At 39.2% G+C, this 16,095-nt stretch carries 11 protein-coding genes; 2 read left to right on the top strand and 9 right to left on the bottom strand.

The genetic code is table 11. From position 1 onward, the window contains the following. Positions 1–380: 380 nt before the first annotated feature. The 7 genes from AACT19_RS18500 to AACT19_RS18530 all read right to left on the bottom strand — a co-directional run bounded on the left by AACT19_RS18500 (position 381) and on the right by AACT19_RS18530 (position 11,374). On the bottom strand, positions 381–854 hold the full coding sequence (locus AACT19_RS18500) for a response regulator (RefSeq protein ID WP_017062404.1): 474 nt from the start codon (positions 852–854) through the stop codon (positions 381–383). Continuing rightward, positions 841–2,196 (bottom strand): ATP-binding protein, encoded by a 1,356-nt coding sequence (locus AACT19_RS18505; protein ID WP_076648006.1) that lies wholly within the window; start codon positions 2,194–2,196, stop codon positions 841–843. Before AACT19_RS18505 ends, AACT19_RS18500 begins: the two co-directional genes overlap by 14 nt. Before the next feature lie 6 nt (positions 2,197–2,202). Continuing rightward, a complete protein-coding gene (locus tag AACT19_RS18510; protein WP_065606706.1) occupies positions 2,203–3,621 on the bottom strand; it encodes an SLC13 family permease in 1,419 nt (472 codons plus the stop codon). A 601-nt stretch (positions 3,622–4,222) separates the two neighbouring features. Then, positions 4,223–4,489 (bottom strand): hypothetical protein, encoded by a 267-nt coding sequence (locus AACT19_RS18515; protein ID WP_242658966.1) that lies wholly within the window; start codon positions 4,487–4,489, stop codon positions 4,223–4,225. 236 nt (positions 4,490–4,725) lie between these two features. After that, a complete protein-coding gene (locus tag AACT19_RS18520; RefSeq protein WP_076648009.1) occupies positions 4,726–5,163 on the bottom strand; it encodes a GNAT family N-acetyltransferase in 438 nt (145 codons plus the stop codon). Positions 5,164–5,295: 132 nt separating this feature from the next. Beyond that, positions 5,296–6,024 (bottom strand): tetratricopeptide repeat protein, encoded by a 729-nt coding sequence (locus tag AACT19_RS18525; protein WP_076648012.1) that lies wholly within the window; start codon positions 6,022–6,024, stop codon positions 5,296–5,298. 295 nt (positions 6,025–6,319) lie between these two features. Beyond that, positions 6,320–11,374, bottom strand: a complete 5,055-nt coding sequence (locus tag AACT19_RS18530) for a sacsin N-terminal ATP-binding-like domain-containing protein (RefSeq protein ID WP_076648015.1) — start codon at positions 11,372–11,374, stop codon at positions 6,320–6,322. 241 nt (positions 11,375–11,615) lie between these two features. Between AACT19_RS18530 and AACT19_RS18535 the strand changes: the two genes are divergently transcribed. Then, positions 11,616–12,644 (top strand): IS110 family transposase, encoded by a 1,029-nt coding sequence (locus AACT19_RS18535; protein ID WP_076648018.1) that lies wholly within the window; start codon positions 11,616–11,618, stop codon positions 12,642–12,644. 346 nt (positions 12,645–12,990) lie between these two features. Here the strand turns inward: AACT19_RS18535 and AACT19_RS18545 are convergent, their stop codons facing one another. Both AACT19_RS18545 and AACT19_RS18550 read right to left on the bottom strand, forming a co-directional pair. After that, positions 12,991–13,191 carry a hypothetical protein gene (locus AACT19_RS18545; protein ID WP_076648021.1) on the bottom strand — a complete coding sequence of 67 codons (201 nt, stop codon included), beginning with the start codon at positions 13,189–13,191 and terminating at the stop codon, positions 12,991–12,993. Between the two features lie 21 nt (positions 13,192–13,212). Beyond that, the gene (locus AACT19_RS18550; protein ID WP_076648024.1) at positions 13,213–13,425 is read right to left on the bottom strand and encodes a hypothetical protein; all 213 of its coding nucleotides are present in this window, start codon (positions 13,423–13,425) and stop codon (positions 13,213–13,215) included. 646 nt (positions 13,426–14,071) lie between these two features. Between AACT19_RS18550 and AACT19_RS18555 the strand changes: the two genes are divergently transcribed. Next, positions 14,072–15,895: a M4 family metallopeptidase gene (locus AACT19_RS18555; RefSeq protein WP_076648026.1), complete on the top strand. Its 1,824-nt coding sequence runs from the start codon at positions 14,072–14,074 to the stop codon at positions 15,893–15,895. The last annotated feature ends 200 nt before the right edge of the window (positions 15,896–16,095 follow it).

The following is a 16,095-nucleotide window of genomic DNA, read 5'->3' on the forward strand; positions in this document are numbered from 1 at the left end:
AAATGATTGTAAGCTAACGACTGTTCAATATTGGGATAAATTAATCTGCCGCTGCATCTGATAGAAAGCGAGTACTCTCACTTTTCCAACAAACGACACTGATACTCTGCGACCCATTTTAGTTCTGCTGCATGTTCAGGGAATAGTTCGTGAAGAAAATACAATGCATCTGTTGGCGTTGCGTATGAGTTTTAGACTTAAGCCAGCAACCAGTGTGTTAATAACTGAGTACTAAAACCTAAACTACTAAAAGAGATAGGTAATATATGCACCGAATGATTACGTCTTTCAAAGACAAAACCCTTCAGAAAGCGTCCTTCGGTGCATATAATTTCAAGCGACTGATATAAGTGACTAGCGTAAGTCGCTAACATAAATAACTAGCGTAAGCGTCTCAACACAACCTGCTGGTCAAGCTCATTCTGATAGTCCGTGTAATCAAGCCCTTGATCAAATATGTACTCAGTGACAAGAGTGCGAATGCACTCAACTAATGTGCTTGCTTGCCAAGGCTTCTCAAAATAACGGTCGATGCCTGCTGCATTAATCGCATTGATGGTATCGGTATGAGTGGCCTGCCCCGTAAGAAGAATTTTCTTTGTATTCGGAAAGCGGCTGTCATGGAACACTTCAGTGAGTAACTCCACACCCGTTTTCCCTGGCATCACATGATCAGACACGATGACGGTAATGTGTTCGCCTTCTGCGTCAAGTTCATCAATGAGATCAAGCACTTCTTGCGCTGATTCACAATCTTCAATATTCAGCCAACTCGCCAGCGGCTCTAAATCTTGTACCACTGCGCTCAGTACTTCTCTCTGGTCATCGACACAGATTAAATTAAGCTTCTCCATGTTCACCCTCTATTGGTAACTTGATTCTAAATACAGTTTTAGAAGCATCACTTTTCACAATGATGCTTCCGCCATAACCCGCCACAATCCGCTTAACGATTGATAAACCCAAGCCCAATCCAAACGATAAACCACCTTTTTTAGTGGTGAAGTTGGGCTGAAATACCTTTCTACGAGTCACCTCGTCTATCTCAGGGCCGTTATTCGTGATCGTAACTAATATTCTTTTCTTACTTAATCTGGTTTGAATTTCTATTGCAGCATCGTCTGAATTCGACATTGCATCACAAGCGTTCTTTACAATGTTGACCCAAATCTGAACGAGCTCTGTTTTCGAGCCTTTAAAAGTCGGCAAATCTGCAGGGCTCAATCGCACAGAGACTCTACGTAACTCACTTTGTAACAACGATAAGGCATGGTTAATGGAGTCGTTAATATCAACCGCTTCTTCGGTGTCAATATCAACTCTGCCAAGTTGTTTAACCGATTTTACGATGCCGACGGTGTGTCTAGATGCCAAACGTAAATCATGTAAATCACAACCCATCTGCCAAAAGCGAATCGCTTCTTCTGGGTTTTTCAGCCAATGTTTTGAAATAACGTCTGTTGCATATGAAGCGTCAATTGGAATCGCCTTGGCAAGAGAGCGAGTAATGTTCTTGTCTAAACCATATTTTCTTTCAAATTGTCGCCCACGTGTTCGCGCTTCTGACGACGACGTTTTCTGACCATGCATTAACCCAAAATCGAAAAATTGACTGGCTTCTGGATGCACTTCTTCGAGCAGATCCATGATGACCGTTTCAAGTCGACCAGATTTGCTATTTACTACACCAATAGCGTTGTTAAGCTCATGGGCAATCCCTGCAGCTAATTGACCCAAGGTCGTCATTTGCTCAGCAGTATGTAACTTCTCTAGCGCTTTTTGTTTCGCTATCGCTTCTTGTGTTGCGCGGCGTTGACGACGCGACAACTCATTGACAATCACAGGTGTGAACTGTGCGGTAAGAGGGCCAAATTTACGTTCATCTTCTGCAGGCGTGTCTTTATCGATCCACGCTAACTCAACATCGGTTTTAGCAACAACCGTTGAAGATGCTGTCCAATTACCTGAAAAGAAGCTATGAACGCCAATAAAAGCCCCACTACCCGCGCTAAACACTCGCACTTGCGGTGTATTCGCTTCGGAATAAAATCCTTCCAGTTCTCCACTAAACACATAATACAAACGAGTGTTTAACGCTGATTGTTCAATAATGGTGTTACCGGCACGGCACGTCACCCGACGTTCGGTCTGATTAAAATAACGATCGATAAGTGCTTCTAGCTTTTGTTGATACACGTATCGTTATCCTATGTGACCAATTGAATGTAGCAGCCACACCATAACAAAACTCAGTAGCACACCAACCACACCCAAAATAATACCGATTCTGGCCATTTGATTACTTTGCACATGACCCGTGGCATGAGCCAACGCATTCGGTGGCGTACTGATTGGCAGCGACATACCTAATGAAGCGGCAAAAGTCACAACCAGAATTAACGTTAACTCACCACCTAGTGGCGTGAGTGAAGCCATAGACGAACCCAATGCAGCCATAATTGGCATTAACAAGTTAGCCGTTGCGGTATGAGACATAAAGTTTGCCATTACCAAACACAAGAACGCCGCTCCGAACAACACCACATAGGGTGAGTAAGCATCAAACGGAATGCTGTGTACCACGAGCCTTGCTAAGCCAGTTTTATCGAGAGCTAAACCAAGTGCAATACCACCAGATACAAGCCACAGTACGTCCCAAGAAATTTTCTTCAGGTCTTCTTTATTGATGATCCCTGTGAGTGAGAATACAGCGACAGGAATCAGAGCGACGGTATAAGAGTTCATGCCATGGCTTGAGCCCATTAACCAAAGAATGATGGTCAGCGCAAAAGTGACGTACACCGCAATGGCTTTGGGTGTTTTAAGGAATTTACCTTTAATGCTTAACTCGATTTTCTTTTGGTCAGCTTTGTACATAAAGCCTATTAAAAACCACGCTAACGCCATCATAATAACGACAAACGGCACACCAAATGCCATCCATTCACCGAACGTAATGAGGTTATCGCCGACTAAATATTTAAGTGCGATAGCGTTCGGGGGAGTACCGATCGGGGTACCAATGCCACCGATGTTAGCGGCAACAGGGATACAAAGCGCAAACGCTATACGACCGGGATCTTTCGGGCCAAACACAGCCAGTACCGGCGTTAAAATAGAGAGCATCATTGCCGTTGTTGCCGTGTTAGACATAAACATCGAAAAGATACCAGTGATCAACATTAAGCCGAGCATCACAAACTTTGGGTCTTGTCCAAATGGCTTCAATAATACACGGGCTAAGTTTACGTCTAATCGATACTTAGTGGCGGCCATCGCTAAGAAAAAACCGCCCAAAAACAGCATGATGATTGGGCTTGCGAATGTCGCCATAATGTCGCTGTATTTTAACAACTCACCAAAATGTTCCTGCCCATGCTCAAACCTTAAAAAGATCAGCCCTTTATCCGACAACATCAATAATTGCAGAACGATAATAACAACAGACGTCGCGTAGATCGGGATAGGCTCGAACACCCAGCACAATGCCGCTAATAAAAAGATCGCGATAACGCGTTGTTGAATAATCGTAAGGCCTTCAAATGGAAACGCTGATAGCGGCATTACGAGGATAATGAAAGGAATTAAAATAGGGATAATGTATTTAATATAGGGGCGCATAGCACAAAAACTCTTCCTGAGATAACAACTACTTAGAAATTAGATTTAAAGTTCTAATTTAGTCCGACAACGAATTATCGACCTCTTATCACTATCTCACTATCGGCTAGATCAATGATTCCGTAATCGCGATATCCCCTTTTTCGATTCTGTGCGCTACCTCTACGTTTGTATGTTATTTACTGTTGTAATTAAATTCAGGTGAGTGGTTTCTACGTTCCTAGTCATAATCCGTTCCAGTTATTCTAGATACTGTCAGAACAGGTCAGTCACTTAAAGTCACGTCCATAAATTAAGGACCACTTCTGATAAAAGCGCTGAACAAGCTCGTTGGGGGTTGATGGATGCTGGGCCTTTTCCAATAATTGGTCGCTTGTCATGCTTCCTCCGTGAAACTAACGATGAATAGAGATGGTGGTTATGAAGCTAGCATCTTTGAGAGGTATATCGAACGGTCTACACCGACATATTTGCCATACGCACTGGGTTCTGAGTAAGCGTGGCGACAATAAAAGCTCACCGCTTTTGAGTTAACTCTACGTGTCGATAAAATAGCTTTTCGATACCCTTTTTCAATCGCAAAACATTCGAGTTGTTTTAATCAATATGAGCCAGCACCAGCTTTGTTAGAGTACATCCGCTTAAGTTCACAAATTTCACTTTCGTGATATCTAAACACCCCACATGCCACAGCGCTATCATTCAGATACACCACGATACATCCATCTTTCAATGGATCATAAGTATCAGATACAAAAGAGCTTTCGCCTGTGTCATTAGTAATCTTGCGAAGTGACAAATTCAGCTCAGTGATTAATGACTGAAAATCTCTATTATTTGGTTTTACTTTCTTATATTCGAATTCCATACCTGCCACATAATGCCAACTCAATCAGCATGATCAAAAATACAATATTGCAGAACGTCCCAAAAATAGGAGATATTGTCGTCTTTCCAATTACACACGAAAGTGGACGTTACAAAGGTAAGCGCATAATCCAAGGCGGTCGAAAGATGGTTGTGACCCTTACTCTATGCTGAAAGATGGCGCTATATGGGATGAAAATACAGCCAAAAACTAATCATTAACGCCATAGTCGTTTGTTAGGCTTGCAGCTCCAACAAGTGCTCTGCCCCAGAGCTTTTCACAATTTCAAAACCCAATTTCAAATACAATTGCTTAGCTGGATTCGTTTCAATCACGCTTAACCCAACCTTAGATTTCATTGTTTGCGCTTTAGCAATTAGGTCAAGAATTAGCTTACTGCCAATTTTCAAACCTTGATACTCAGGAGAAATCTGAATTTGAACCAAATACCAATAGTTAAGTGCTTCGGTGTATGTAGCTTTGAACAACCCAATAGGCTTCCCATCCAATTCAACGATTTGCGCATGAGAAAATTCAAAGCGTATTCTCTTTTCATATTCTTCAGTACTCGTTGGCATACCTACTTCTTCTAGATACTGCCTCATCGTTTTATCACGTAATGACAGCAAGAAAGGGATATCTGTCTCACTCGCTCGTCTAAGGGAATTATCCATGTTTCCTCCAAAAGCCTAACGCCAAATTAAGTAGTGAGCAACGCCGCCACCTGACCTAAACCATTGTGCCGTAAACACTAAAGTTAATTCAAAGCGCAAATGCCAAGCGTTGCGAATCTGATTAAATTATTGTTAGGTCTTTCGCTCACCAACTAACTTTTCTACTTCTTTTACCCATTCATCAAACAATTGACCATAAGCAGGATAAATCCTCATTAAACGACTGAACCAAGGATCAAGTTTCATCGCATCTTTGTCTTTTAACCAATCTTCTAGTGAATACCCTAGTGGGTTAGCTTCTTCTGCTTTCAGCGTATATTCGATTGATTTTTTCATATCCTGATTTATTAAAGCTACAATTGATAACGCCCAATAACTATCAGCCATTTCCCTATACTCTTGATCTTCTCTGTATTTATCGAGCGCATGGTCAAAGTAATCTTCGGCTTTATCAACATCATTAGTTCTAAGGTGATACCAACCAAGATTGTGTAGGTGCCAACCATATTGAGGGACAAGCTTTAACTGCTCCTCCAACTTATTGAAATCCGGAGAATGTTGAGTGATGTCTTCCGAATTAACTATTGCTGTCAAATAGTGATCGATCACTGCTTTTCGACGCTGCTCATCCATTTTTTGAGCCGTCAAACCAGAAATAGCTTTTTCCAATACTTCAACTGCATCGTCATACTCAGCATCTTGGACTAATGCAATACCTGAGATTAACTGTTCATATGGGACAATTCTATTATTGATCTTGTTTTCAACCCAATTATCAACAATGTTATAACCCGCAACACCTGTACCAAGAGCAAAAGTTAAAATACCACCAACTTTTACAACATCTTTAATTGTAACCAAGGATATGTCCTCTATTATTGACCTAACGCCCAGTTCAGGCGCATATTTTATGTAGCGTTTTTGTGCAATAATTGGAGCCTGCGACAAATGCACAAAAACGGCGTAATAAAATGTGTCGCTTGCAACTGCTTGTTAGGTTTTAACCCTACTATGCCAGTACTATATTTTACTCAAGATCCCAACATAGACATTTTATCGGGTTATAAATAACTCGAACAATTGAAGTTGAACGTCACAACTTTCTTTTTGTTTATGACCATTTTCTCAGGTGAAAATTTATAGCTTGGCCTTGGTCTTATGAAATTTGAACTAACACATTTTCGCTATCCGCATCTAAGATTGACTTTGGATTTTGAGCATATCCAAGCTCGTCGTTAGCATAGGATGTTACTGATTTAGCCAAATAGTCACTCAACGATCTATCTGTCACGTATTTTTCTGACAAAATTGCTTCAGGTTTCTCACCTTTTATAGCTTGAGATAGGTGGTAGGTCCAAATCCCTTGCTTCAAGTTATCACATGAATACGAGCTTTGTCCCGGTTGACACGAGAAATATGATGCCAGATAGTTACTATCACTTAATACGAGCTTTATTTCATCCACATCAATATTTGACAGCGTATTCCTGCTATTGTCACATACAAATGACTGTGCACAAGCGTCAATAAAAATCATCGCAGAATTACACTCCGATTTAGACAGAGGATCCAATAAGATATCGCGAAGTGAAATTGCAGTTTTATCAACATTCATTGGGTGCATATCGTAAGTAGATAAGTAATTAGTTACACCGTTATGAAAGCCGTGACCAACATAATAAAAAATAAGTCGATCTTTTGAGGATAGTTCATAGAAAAGGCTTTGTAGGTCATACTGCAAGCTGCTTTGTAATGCTTCTTCATTAAGAATTAAATGAATATCTTCTTCTTCTACACCTAATTCATCAATTAAAACTGTCTTAAACAAATGAGCATCTCGCTCAGCATATTTAACCGGAGGAATCTGGTTTTGTTCTCTAGTAGCGTAATTTTCAATACCAATAATAAGTGCTACTGTTTTTTCAAAGCTTGGCTTTGATAAAGTTTTCTCTGCTTGAGGAGGTGTCTCATGTTTAAGTTTATTTTCGCTTCCTTCTCTTATATATATTTCATCGCCGAGGGATATTATATCTTTGGATTTTTCGGTCTTTATAACAAAAAGCCGTTTAGCATTACTATCTACCCAATCACAAATAACCTCAGGCTTCTGTGAGAGGAATGAAATTGCTTCCGTCATGATTTCACCAATTCGGTAATCAGAGCTTATGCCAACTGTCTCATTCAGAGTTGATGTAACCTCGTTGATTCCAAAGACTAAAGTACCGCCTTCTGTATTTGCGAAGGAAGCTATTATTTTAGCAACCTGAAAAGGTGCTAAAGGAACTGCATTAAATTCGTGCGTTATAGATTTTTGTTTGTTACATAACTCTGTTACTTCAGTACTTGAAATAGCTAACCTGGTTACCGGAATTTTATTTATTTCTGTTAACTTAAGAAATTGTCCCAAAGTGATCTTTTGGGGCGTATTTTTGCCATCTTCGCACCATAGCTCAGCATCTACATACTGCAGCACATCAAACTCTGCAGTGTAATAAAGCAGAACTTCATCATTATCTGAAGGTCTAGCGACTACGGTTACATTTTTTCCATTCTTAGTGATACCTCCGATAATACTTTTGGCTATTTCATAGTGATTAGAGCAATCGTATTCGGGTAAATAATTTAAGTAGTTAACAATGTTTTTTACTGCTCTTGATATTAACCCTTGGACATACTTTAGCCGTTCATAATCTGCTGAAGGGATATGAAAGAAACTTGGGGAAATACCCTTTATCTCTACTTCTTCTTCAAGCTCTTCAAATGAGCGTATAGTTTTACTAGCCAAAGGTGCTTGAATAGTTTCACCTGTTACAGATGTTTGCTTATTGATTAGTAATTCAGTATCTAAAATCTCAATACACAATTCTTTGAAATGATCGTTTATTTCACTATTTTCTGACCTTAAGAGAAAATCTAGTTTCTTATCGTGACCTAGTAACTCAAAGTAATTGCATAGCTTATCTGAAAGTTCTATTAATACTCGATTCGCATTCCACGGCTTTGTCACATAAAAATTATTCTCATCAAAATGCAAATTAACATTTCTAATGAAGTCGATATCAGCATATTTAATTTGTAATGCATCAGCTTCAATAGCTTCTAACTTCGACAATTTATCGTCTAACTTTGCAATATTTTCTTTAGTTGTATCATCACTACATTCATTAATTATCCAAACTTTAAAATACGGAATTATATTTTCTAGTTTAGTTATGAATTCGTTAGATTTTTCAGGAGTTGTTTTAATTAGCTCAAAATCACTTTGTTTCAAAACTTTAATATTGAAAGCCTTTAAAAATGATTTTAAATTAGGGTTGTTTTTGTTTTCTGCATTCAATTCTAAAAAATAAAACTCATCATGGAATATTTTGCTATTTCCATCCAAGAAATATTTCAAAGAACTGCAACTTACAGGAGTGCCACTAGTATTTTGCAATTGTGAGTCTTTGGCCCACTCTCCAACTTGTTTTAACTCTTGTTCATTCCAATTAACACACTTAGTCAATAACTCTTTATAGACTAACTGTATTCTTTCGATATTTTTCTTTTTAACATCACCTTTTTCAGTTGTGTCTTTTGATATTTCTTTAAGAAGTTTTAGATAGTCAGCATTCTCTAAAGAAGTTTTAAAGTCAAAGAATGAGAGCCAATTAGGTGTTAATTGATCACCATCAAACATGGGTAGGTAATTACCTGCAATTTTCTTCATTTCTTCTGTATTAAGAAGTACTTTATCTGATGATTCACATTCCTTAGTAACAACAGGAATACACTTGAGGTTTTTAATAAACCATGAGATATAAATACCAACTTCGTCACCACTTGTTCTACCTGGCCTACCAGAGTTACCCCAGAACGCTATTGGAAATGAAATTAGATCTGTAGCAGAGCAATTTTCAACAATATCTCTCCAAAACTGTAGAGAGAATTGGTAATTATCAATTGAGTCGTTAATAAACTTAAGAGTTGATATTTTACTATAAGTATCAGCTGTAAACGTTGTTTGCCAGGGTTTGAATTTTTTATCACTCCCATCAAAATAACTATTTAAATAGCCTTGTGTCACCAGTTCTGTTCGGCTTGTTTTATCTTCAATTGTTATACAAGTTATTCCATCTTGAACACCAAGAAATTTAAAAAACCTCTTCCATTCATCTGTATCTGCTTTTGTAGTTAAATAAACATCACTAACAAATATATCTTTATTTAGCATTCCTTCTATTTCTAGACGAGGTGAATATATTTTCGATAAAAAACAATCACTTGCCTTTATCAGGCATCCTTGAACAGTCAACAGTTTTAGGTTCGATAAACTTGAAAGAACACCTGCAGTTAAGTCACCTTTTTTATAAAGAGAAAATAGGTCATGCATGGTTTTAACTGCATTTTCTTCTGTAATATAACTTTCTGCATTAGGGATTATTGTTTTAGTAATAAAGCTGATATCTGTTTTTTCAACCACCCCAAGATTCCCGAGCCATGATCTGATATCAATTTCAGTTGAGAGCCAATCTTGCAGGCTTTGGTGAATAAAAGATAATTCACTATCTTTTACATTCCAGTTTGTGTCCTTACTTGTTGGAAAATAAATGTTGTATGGTGCGTTTAAAGCCCCTTTATGATCCCAAATAAAAGCTAATTTACTAAGTTGTGCGTTAGTAATGCTTTCAAAAGTTTCTTTTTCAGAAAGAAATTTAAGGTGCTTTATTAACTCTATGTTGTTTTCTATCGAATGATCATCAATAAAGCCTTTTGATTTAACGAATTCAGCTAAACATTTCCATTCAAAAGTACTCGCTCCTAATGCTTTAAACTCCTTACCAAATCCAGTGTTTTCGACAAAGACTTTAGTACTTTCTTTCCCTGTTGATTCAGAACCGATAATGAATGATTTTATCGCTTCCTCACCAATAAATGACTTTCTCGATAGGAAAGTAAAATCGATTATTGAGTCTTTAATTTTAACTAATGATTTCGGTTTCTCTCGCACAAAAGCAACAGTTTCGATAGCTTCTTGCCTACCTATATTAAATTGCGTTCCCAATTCATCATTGTGTATTCTATCTGGAATCAACTTATAAGCTTGATACTGATATTCAGTATCAACTAAGCGTGCAATCCATTTGAATATTTCAACCGAAATACTCTTAAACAGCCATTGGTTCCACTTTGAGTCTGCGTGAAGGTGCTCTCGGTTTGCGTTGGTGAGAAAACTAGTATTTACTAAAACAGGTAGTGAGTATTTAGTTTCTTCTGTAGGTAAATAAGAATATATTCGTCTTTCATTCTGATACAGTTTTACTATTCCATCAGTACCTGTTTTTGCAGCAAGTGTTAACTCAATGGTTTCGGCATTTAATAGCTTGTCGGGTATATTCCTTTCATCTTGAAGAGCGACTTTTAGATCACTAGGTACGCTCAATGTTATAGAGCTAGTCAACCATTTTTTTTGTTCGCTTTGACCATTTTTTAAAACTATACGGTTACTTTCAGAACGATCTATTTCAATATGCTTTCTATTATCTATGTCAAAATTAATTGATGAAATACTTTTCAGGAAAAGGTACATATTGACATCTTCTGACAATTCTTTGAGAGCCAAAAGAACATCGCCTTTATCATTTAATTCGATAATTGTCGCTACATTTGCTTTTATTGTATTTAGATATAGTTCTATAGGCTTCAAAATCCCTTCACTTACTTCGGTGTAAATAGGAGTTATCTGCCACGGGTTAACAAACTCTCTATCACTTTTTGCTTCCCACTCATCTTTTGTACCATCCCATATCCAATCAAATGGATAGGATGCGTCAAACCTAAAAAATTCATTATCGGTAAAAATCGTAACTTTATCAGACTGTCCAAAAACTGACTTAAACCCTATACCTTTATAGCCCGTTTTACTTGAGTCTTCTTTTTTAGTTCCATTATTAACATTACAAATACCTCTTATATCACGAGGACTAAACTTTCGGCCTGAATGAGCTACAACTAGAGAATTCCCGAATATCTTTATCCAAACTTTTACCGTACTTTCTGGCTCTGACGAATCATCTGCATTTTGTAAAAGCTCGTAAATGAAACGTTTTGAATCTGTATATAAATCCGTTGATAAAGACACTAAAGAGCTTGCTTGGTTTGTCGCTTGATCTGGTGTTGCATAATTAGTATTTTCATTGAATAAATCATCAATTACTTCTTTCATCTTCATTTGTAAATCTCTTTTAATGCTCAATTTTTGGTTCAGTAACTTCATTTGGCAGATATTGCTAATGTTTCTAGCTCATCGCCCACTTTCCAGCCTATGAACATTTTTAAAACTACATCAGCGTAATGATTCGGTCGATATTTACGCACCTACGTCCTAAACCTAACGAATGATATGGACTCCCTCTACCTGACACTCTGCGTGCCATACTTACTTAGTACACGCTGAAGAACTGGAGGTTACTATGTCCACCATTCAAACTATTGGCGTTGACCTCGCCAAGAATGTATTCAGTATTCACGGCGTTGATGCATATGGCAAGTGCGTCCTATGCAAAACTGTCAAAAGAAACAAACTCTTAGACACATTCGCGAAGTTACCGCCCTGCCTCATCGGTATGGAGGCGTGCTCTGGTGCACACCACTGGGCGAGAGAGCTACTGAAACTAGGTCATAACCCGAAAATTATGGCGTCCAAATTCGTTATTCCATATCGACAAAATGAGAAGAACGATGCCAATGACGCAGAGGCCATCTGTGAAGCGGTATCTAGACCCAAAACACGATTTGTCTCTATAAAAAGTGAAGAGCAACAAGCTGTGCTTTGCCTGCACCGTATTCGACAGGGGCTAATTAAAACAAGAACGGCGACTATTAACCAGCTCAGAGGTTTGCTTTCCGAATTTGGCATTGTGATGCCGCAGGGTCGCTACTCGGCTCAAAACACCATTGGTAGCGTCCTTGAAGATGCAGAAAATGGTTTGCCTATACTCGCTCGAGAGCTACTTCAAGATCTATCGAACAAGATTCAACACCTTAACCTAGAAGTACTGCACTATGATCGCAGAGTCTCTGCTTTAATCCGAGAGAAGGCATCAGCCAAAACCCTCATGGATATTCCAGGTGTCGGTGAACACAGTGCAAGTGCCATTGTCGCGACAGTCAATGACGCCAAACAATTTGGCTCCAGCCGCCAATTCGCTGCTTGGATAGGGTTGGTTCCAAGACAATACTCAACAGGTGGTCATGTTCATCTTGGTCGCATCAGCAAAAGAGGCGAAAAACACATTCGCACTCTACTTATTCATGGCGCAAGAGCCGTTATTGCACGATGTAAAGAGAAAACCGATCGCAACAGTATTTGGTTAAATCAACTCGTTGAACGACGAGGTTATAAACGAGCAGCTGTCGCCCTAGCAGCAAAGAACGCTCGTATAATATGGGCATTATTAACAACGGGAAAAGAGTACAAGATTAACTATGTAAACGGTTAACACTCACCGAGTCAAAGCAATAGCAAATGATGACAATATGACCAGACCGAGATGCCTAAACCTGTTTAATTGGGAAGTAATAAATACTGTTTAACGAATGAGGCTGGCATCAAGCGAATATCATCAAGGTGACGGAACGAATCCGATTAAACACCGAATGTAGAGCTGCTGTCCGATCCACTGTTGTCAGCGGGAGCTATTGTTGACAAAAGAGGGAGTCCATGTAGCCCTGTTAAGGGGTGAGCAACGCAATACCGATGCCGCCGCATACCACCTTAAACACTAAAACCGACGCATAGCGAAAATGCCACGCGTTGCGAATCCCTCTTGAACAGTTTGTTAGGCTTTATTGCTCTCTCCATGCCTTTATTGGCTGAGACGGCATAGCTTGCTTAAATATTTCAACTGCATCTGCCATAGCATGCTCGTGGCTAAGATAAATTGGTTTACCTACAACAATAGGCTCACTACCCTCACTATCATATAGCTCGATAAAATAACGCTGCGTAGATTTATCTAAAACTGTTTCAACTCGAAATTGAACCATAATTAAAACTCCTGAAAATATTTACTGAAATGTGACTTTTGTTGGTGCAGCTTTTGCGATAGCTATAAGCTCTAATTTAGTTTTGGATTGACAGTTTTCTAGACTTAGTGAACAGCCTTCTTGAATAGACTTAGCAATTGCAACTAGCTCTAGCTTTGTGTATTTAGAAGAATCTAAAATCAAACTTGCTCCAGCCTCTGCAATAGCAATTAATTCCAATTTTGTTTTATTCATTTGTATATCCTTAATATTAGTATGTACGTGATACTACGTGTAAAGCCTAACAGCTATTAGACAGAGAAATTCTGTACTTAAATGCAGAGTTTTTCTGTCTAGTTTCCTATGCGATCTATCTTAAGCGACTTACTTTATTCATAACAATGACTTATCGTTCTTAGTTTGTGATTGAACATGAAAATGTAGATGTTTTCCTATCTAACGAGACTAAGTGTTAAAAAAGGTGAGATCTGTACTTAGTGGTATTGTTAAAAAAAGTTTACTATTGATAATAAAGACAATATTCCCACTTCCAAAAACCTATCTATTAACTCATTTGTAATTAAAATAAAAAAATAAATATCGAAGTTAACTTAGACAGTTTCATTCTATAAATTAAAACAAAGCGGGGTTTAATAACTCCCGCCCCATCATCGAGTTACGATAAATAATAAAATTAGATTTTATAAAAACAATTTGATCAATAAGGATTTTTGTAAACTTTGATTTACATACCATAAAATTCAATCTCCTCGATAAACTTGTCATAGTTCCAAATGCTCTTCCAATCTTGATTCGCAACACATGGCACAGATGTGTTGCATATAGACTTCCTATAAAGCCGTTGGGAAGAAGGAGTTTATATTAAAATCAGGAACGAAAAATGAACCAACAACGTCAACTAAGCTGGAAAATAGCAGCTATTCTAGGTACATCTTTTGGCTTTAATGCACACGCTGCAGAAATGGTCAGAGTCGATAACGATACACTGCTACAACAAAGCCTCGTCGCTCAGTCGAAGAGTGTTGCTCCACTTGAATTAGGTTTTTCTGAAGTTAAACGGGTGGTATTGCCCAATGGGAAAACGAAAGTCCGCTACCAACAAACTCACTTAGGTTTACCCGTCTTTGATACTTCGGTCGTGGCCACCCTTTCCAAGAACCAACCCACTCAGGTATTTGGCTCAATGGCACAAGGGATCAGTGGAGACTTATCCAGCATCGCGCCAAAGCTGAATCAAGAGCAAGCGATTGAAGCCGCACTGTCCGCTCATCGCACGTTTACCGTCGGCAAAAAGTCGATTGAAAATAAAAACGCGAAACTGATGGTGAGATTGGATGAGAACCAAGTCGCCCAAGTGGTGTATCTGGTCGATTTCTTTATCGCGTCCTCAATGCCAGAGCGCCCTTTCTACTTTATTGATGCCACGACTGGCGATGTACTCCAAAAATGGAATGGACTAAACCACGCTAAAGCATTAGGTACTGGCCCAGGTGGCAACCTCAAAACCACTCGATATGAATATGGCAGTGACTTCCCTAGCTTTCCTATCGACAAAACAGGCACAACTTGTAAGTTAGAAAATGAATCAGTTAAGACAGTCGATTTGAGGAACGGAACGTCTGGCAGCGCAGCCTACAGTTACAACTGTGCCGACGGCACCAACTACACCGATCATAAATACATTAACGGGGCTTACTCGCCTCTTAACGATGCGCACTATTTTGGTAATGTCGTATTCGATATGTACAAAGAGTGGATGAACACGTCGCCTTTAACTTTCCAGCTGACGATGCGCGTTCATTACGGTACCGATTATGAAAACGCCTTTTGGAATGGTACATCAATGACCTTTGGAGATGGCAAAAATACCTTTTACCCATTAGTCGATATCAACGTGAGTGCTCACGAAGTCAGCCACGGGTTCACAGAGCAAAACTCCGGTCTTGTGTACCGAAATATGTCGGGTGGTATGAATGAAGCCTTCTCAGACATTGCGGGTGAAGCGGCTGAATACTACTTGCGTGGCAATGTGGATTGGGTTGTCGGAAGCGATATATTCAAATCAGAAGGTGGCTTGCGTTACTTTGATCAACCTTCAAAAGATGGTCGCTCGATTGACCATGCCTCTCAATATTACGACGGTTTGAACGTTCACTTATCTAGCGGTGTTTATAACCGCGCCTTTTACCTTTTAACGAACAAATCGGGTTGGAATGTACGTAAGGGCTTTGAAATATTCACGGTCGCAAACCAACTGTATTGGACGGCAAACAGTACCTTTGATGCCGGTGCTTGTGGCGTAGCGAAAGCCGCAGCAGACATGGGTTATGTGGTTGCCGATGTTGAAGATGCTTTTAACACCGTAGGCGTTAATGCAGGTTGTGGTGTCACGCCTCCAACTGGCAATGTGCTGACGAAAGGCACACCGATTGCGAACCTAAGCGGGAATCAATCCTCAGAGAGTTTCTACACGTTCACTGTTGATTCTGCATCAAGCGTGACGGTTTCAATGTCTGGTGGTTCAGGTGATGCCGACCTTTACGTGAAATCGGGCAGCAAGCCAACGACATCGAGTTACGATTGTCGCCCTTATCGCGCTGGAAACAATGAGCAGTGCAGTGTGAGCGCGCAACCGGGCGTAACCTACCATGTGTTACTGCGTGGATACTCGAACTACTCTGGCCTAACGTTGCGTTTAGATTGAGTTAGAGCGAGCCTCTCAAACAAGTTGTAAATCGAGAACTAGCGGTTAACCGCGAAATAAAAACCTACTCACTTTGAGTAGGTTTTTTTATGAAACACCGTAGTAGCTAATAATATTGTAAGTTATTTACTGATACGTTTATTAATTTATAAATATCAAGGTTACTTAGGCATTGTTTTATAAAAACAGTTTAAATTGAG

Source organism: Vibrio sp. 10N.222.47.A9 (assembly GCF_963872585.1).
GTDB classification, from domain to species: Bacteria; Pseudomonadota; Gammaproteobacteria; order Enterobacterales; family Vibrionaceae; genus Vibrio; species Vibrio splendidus.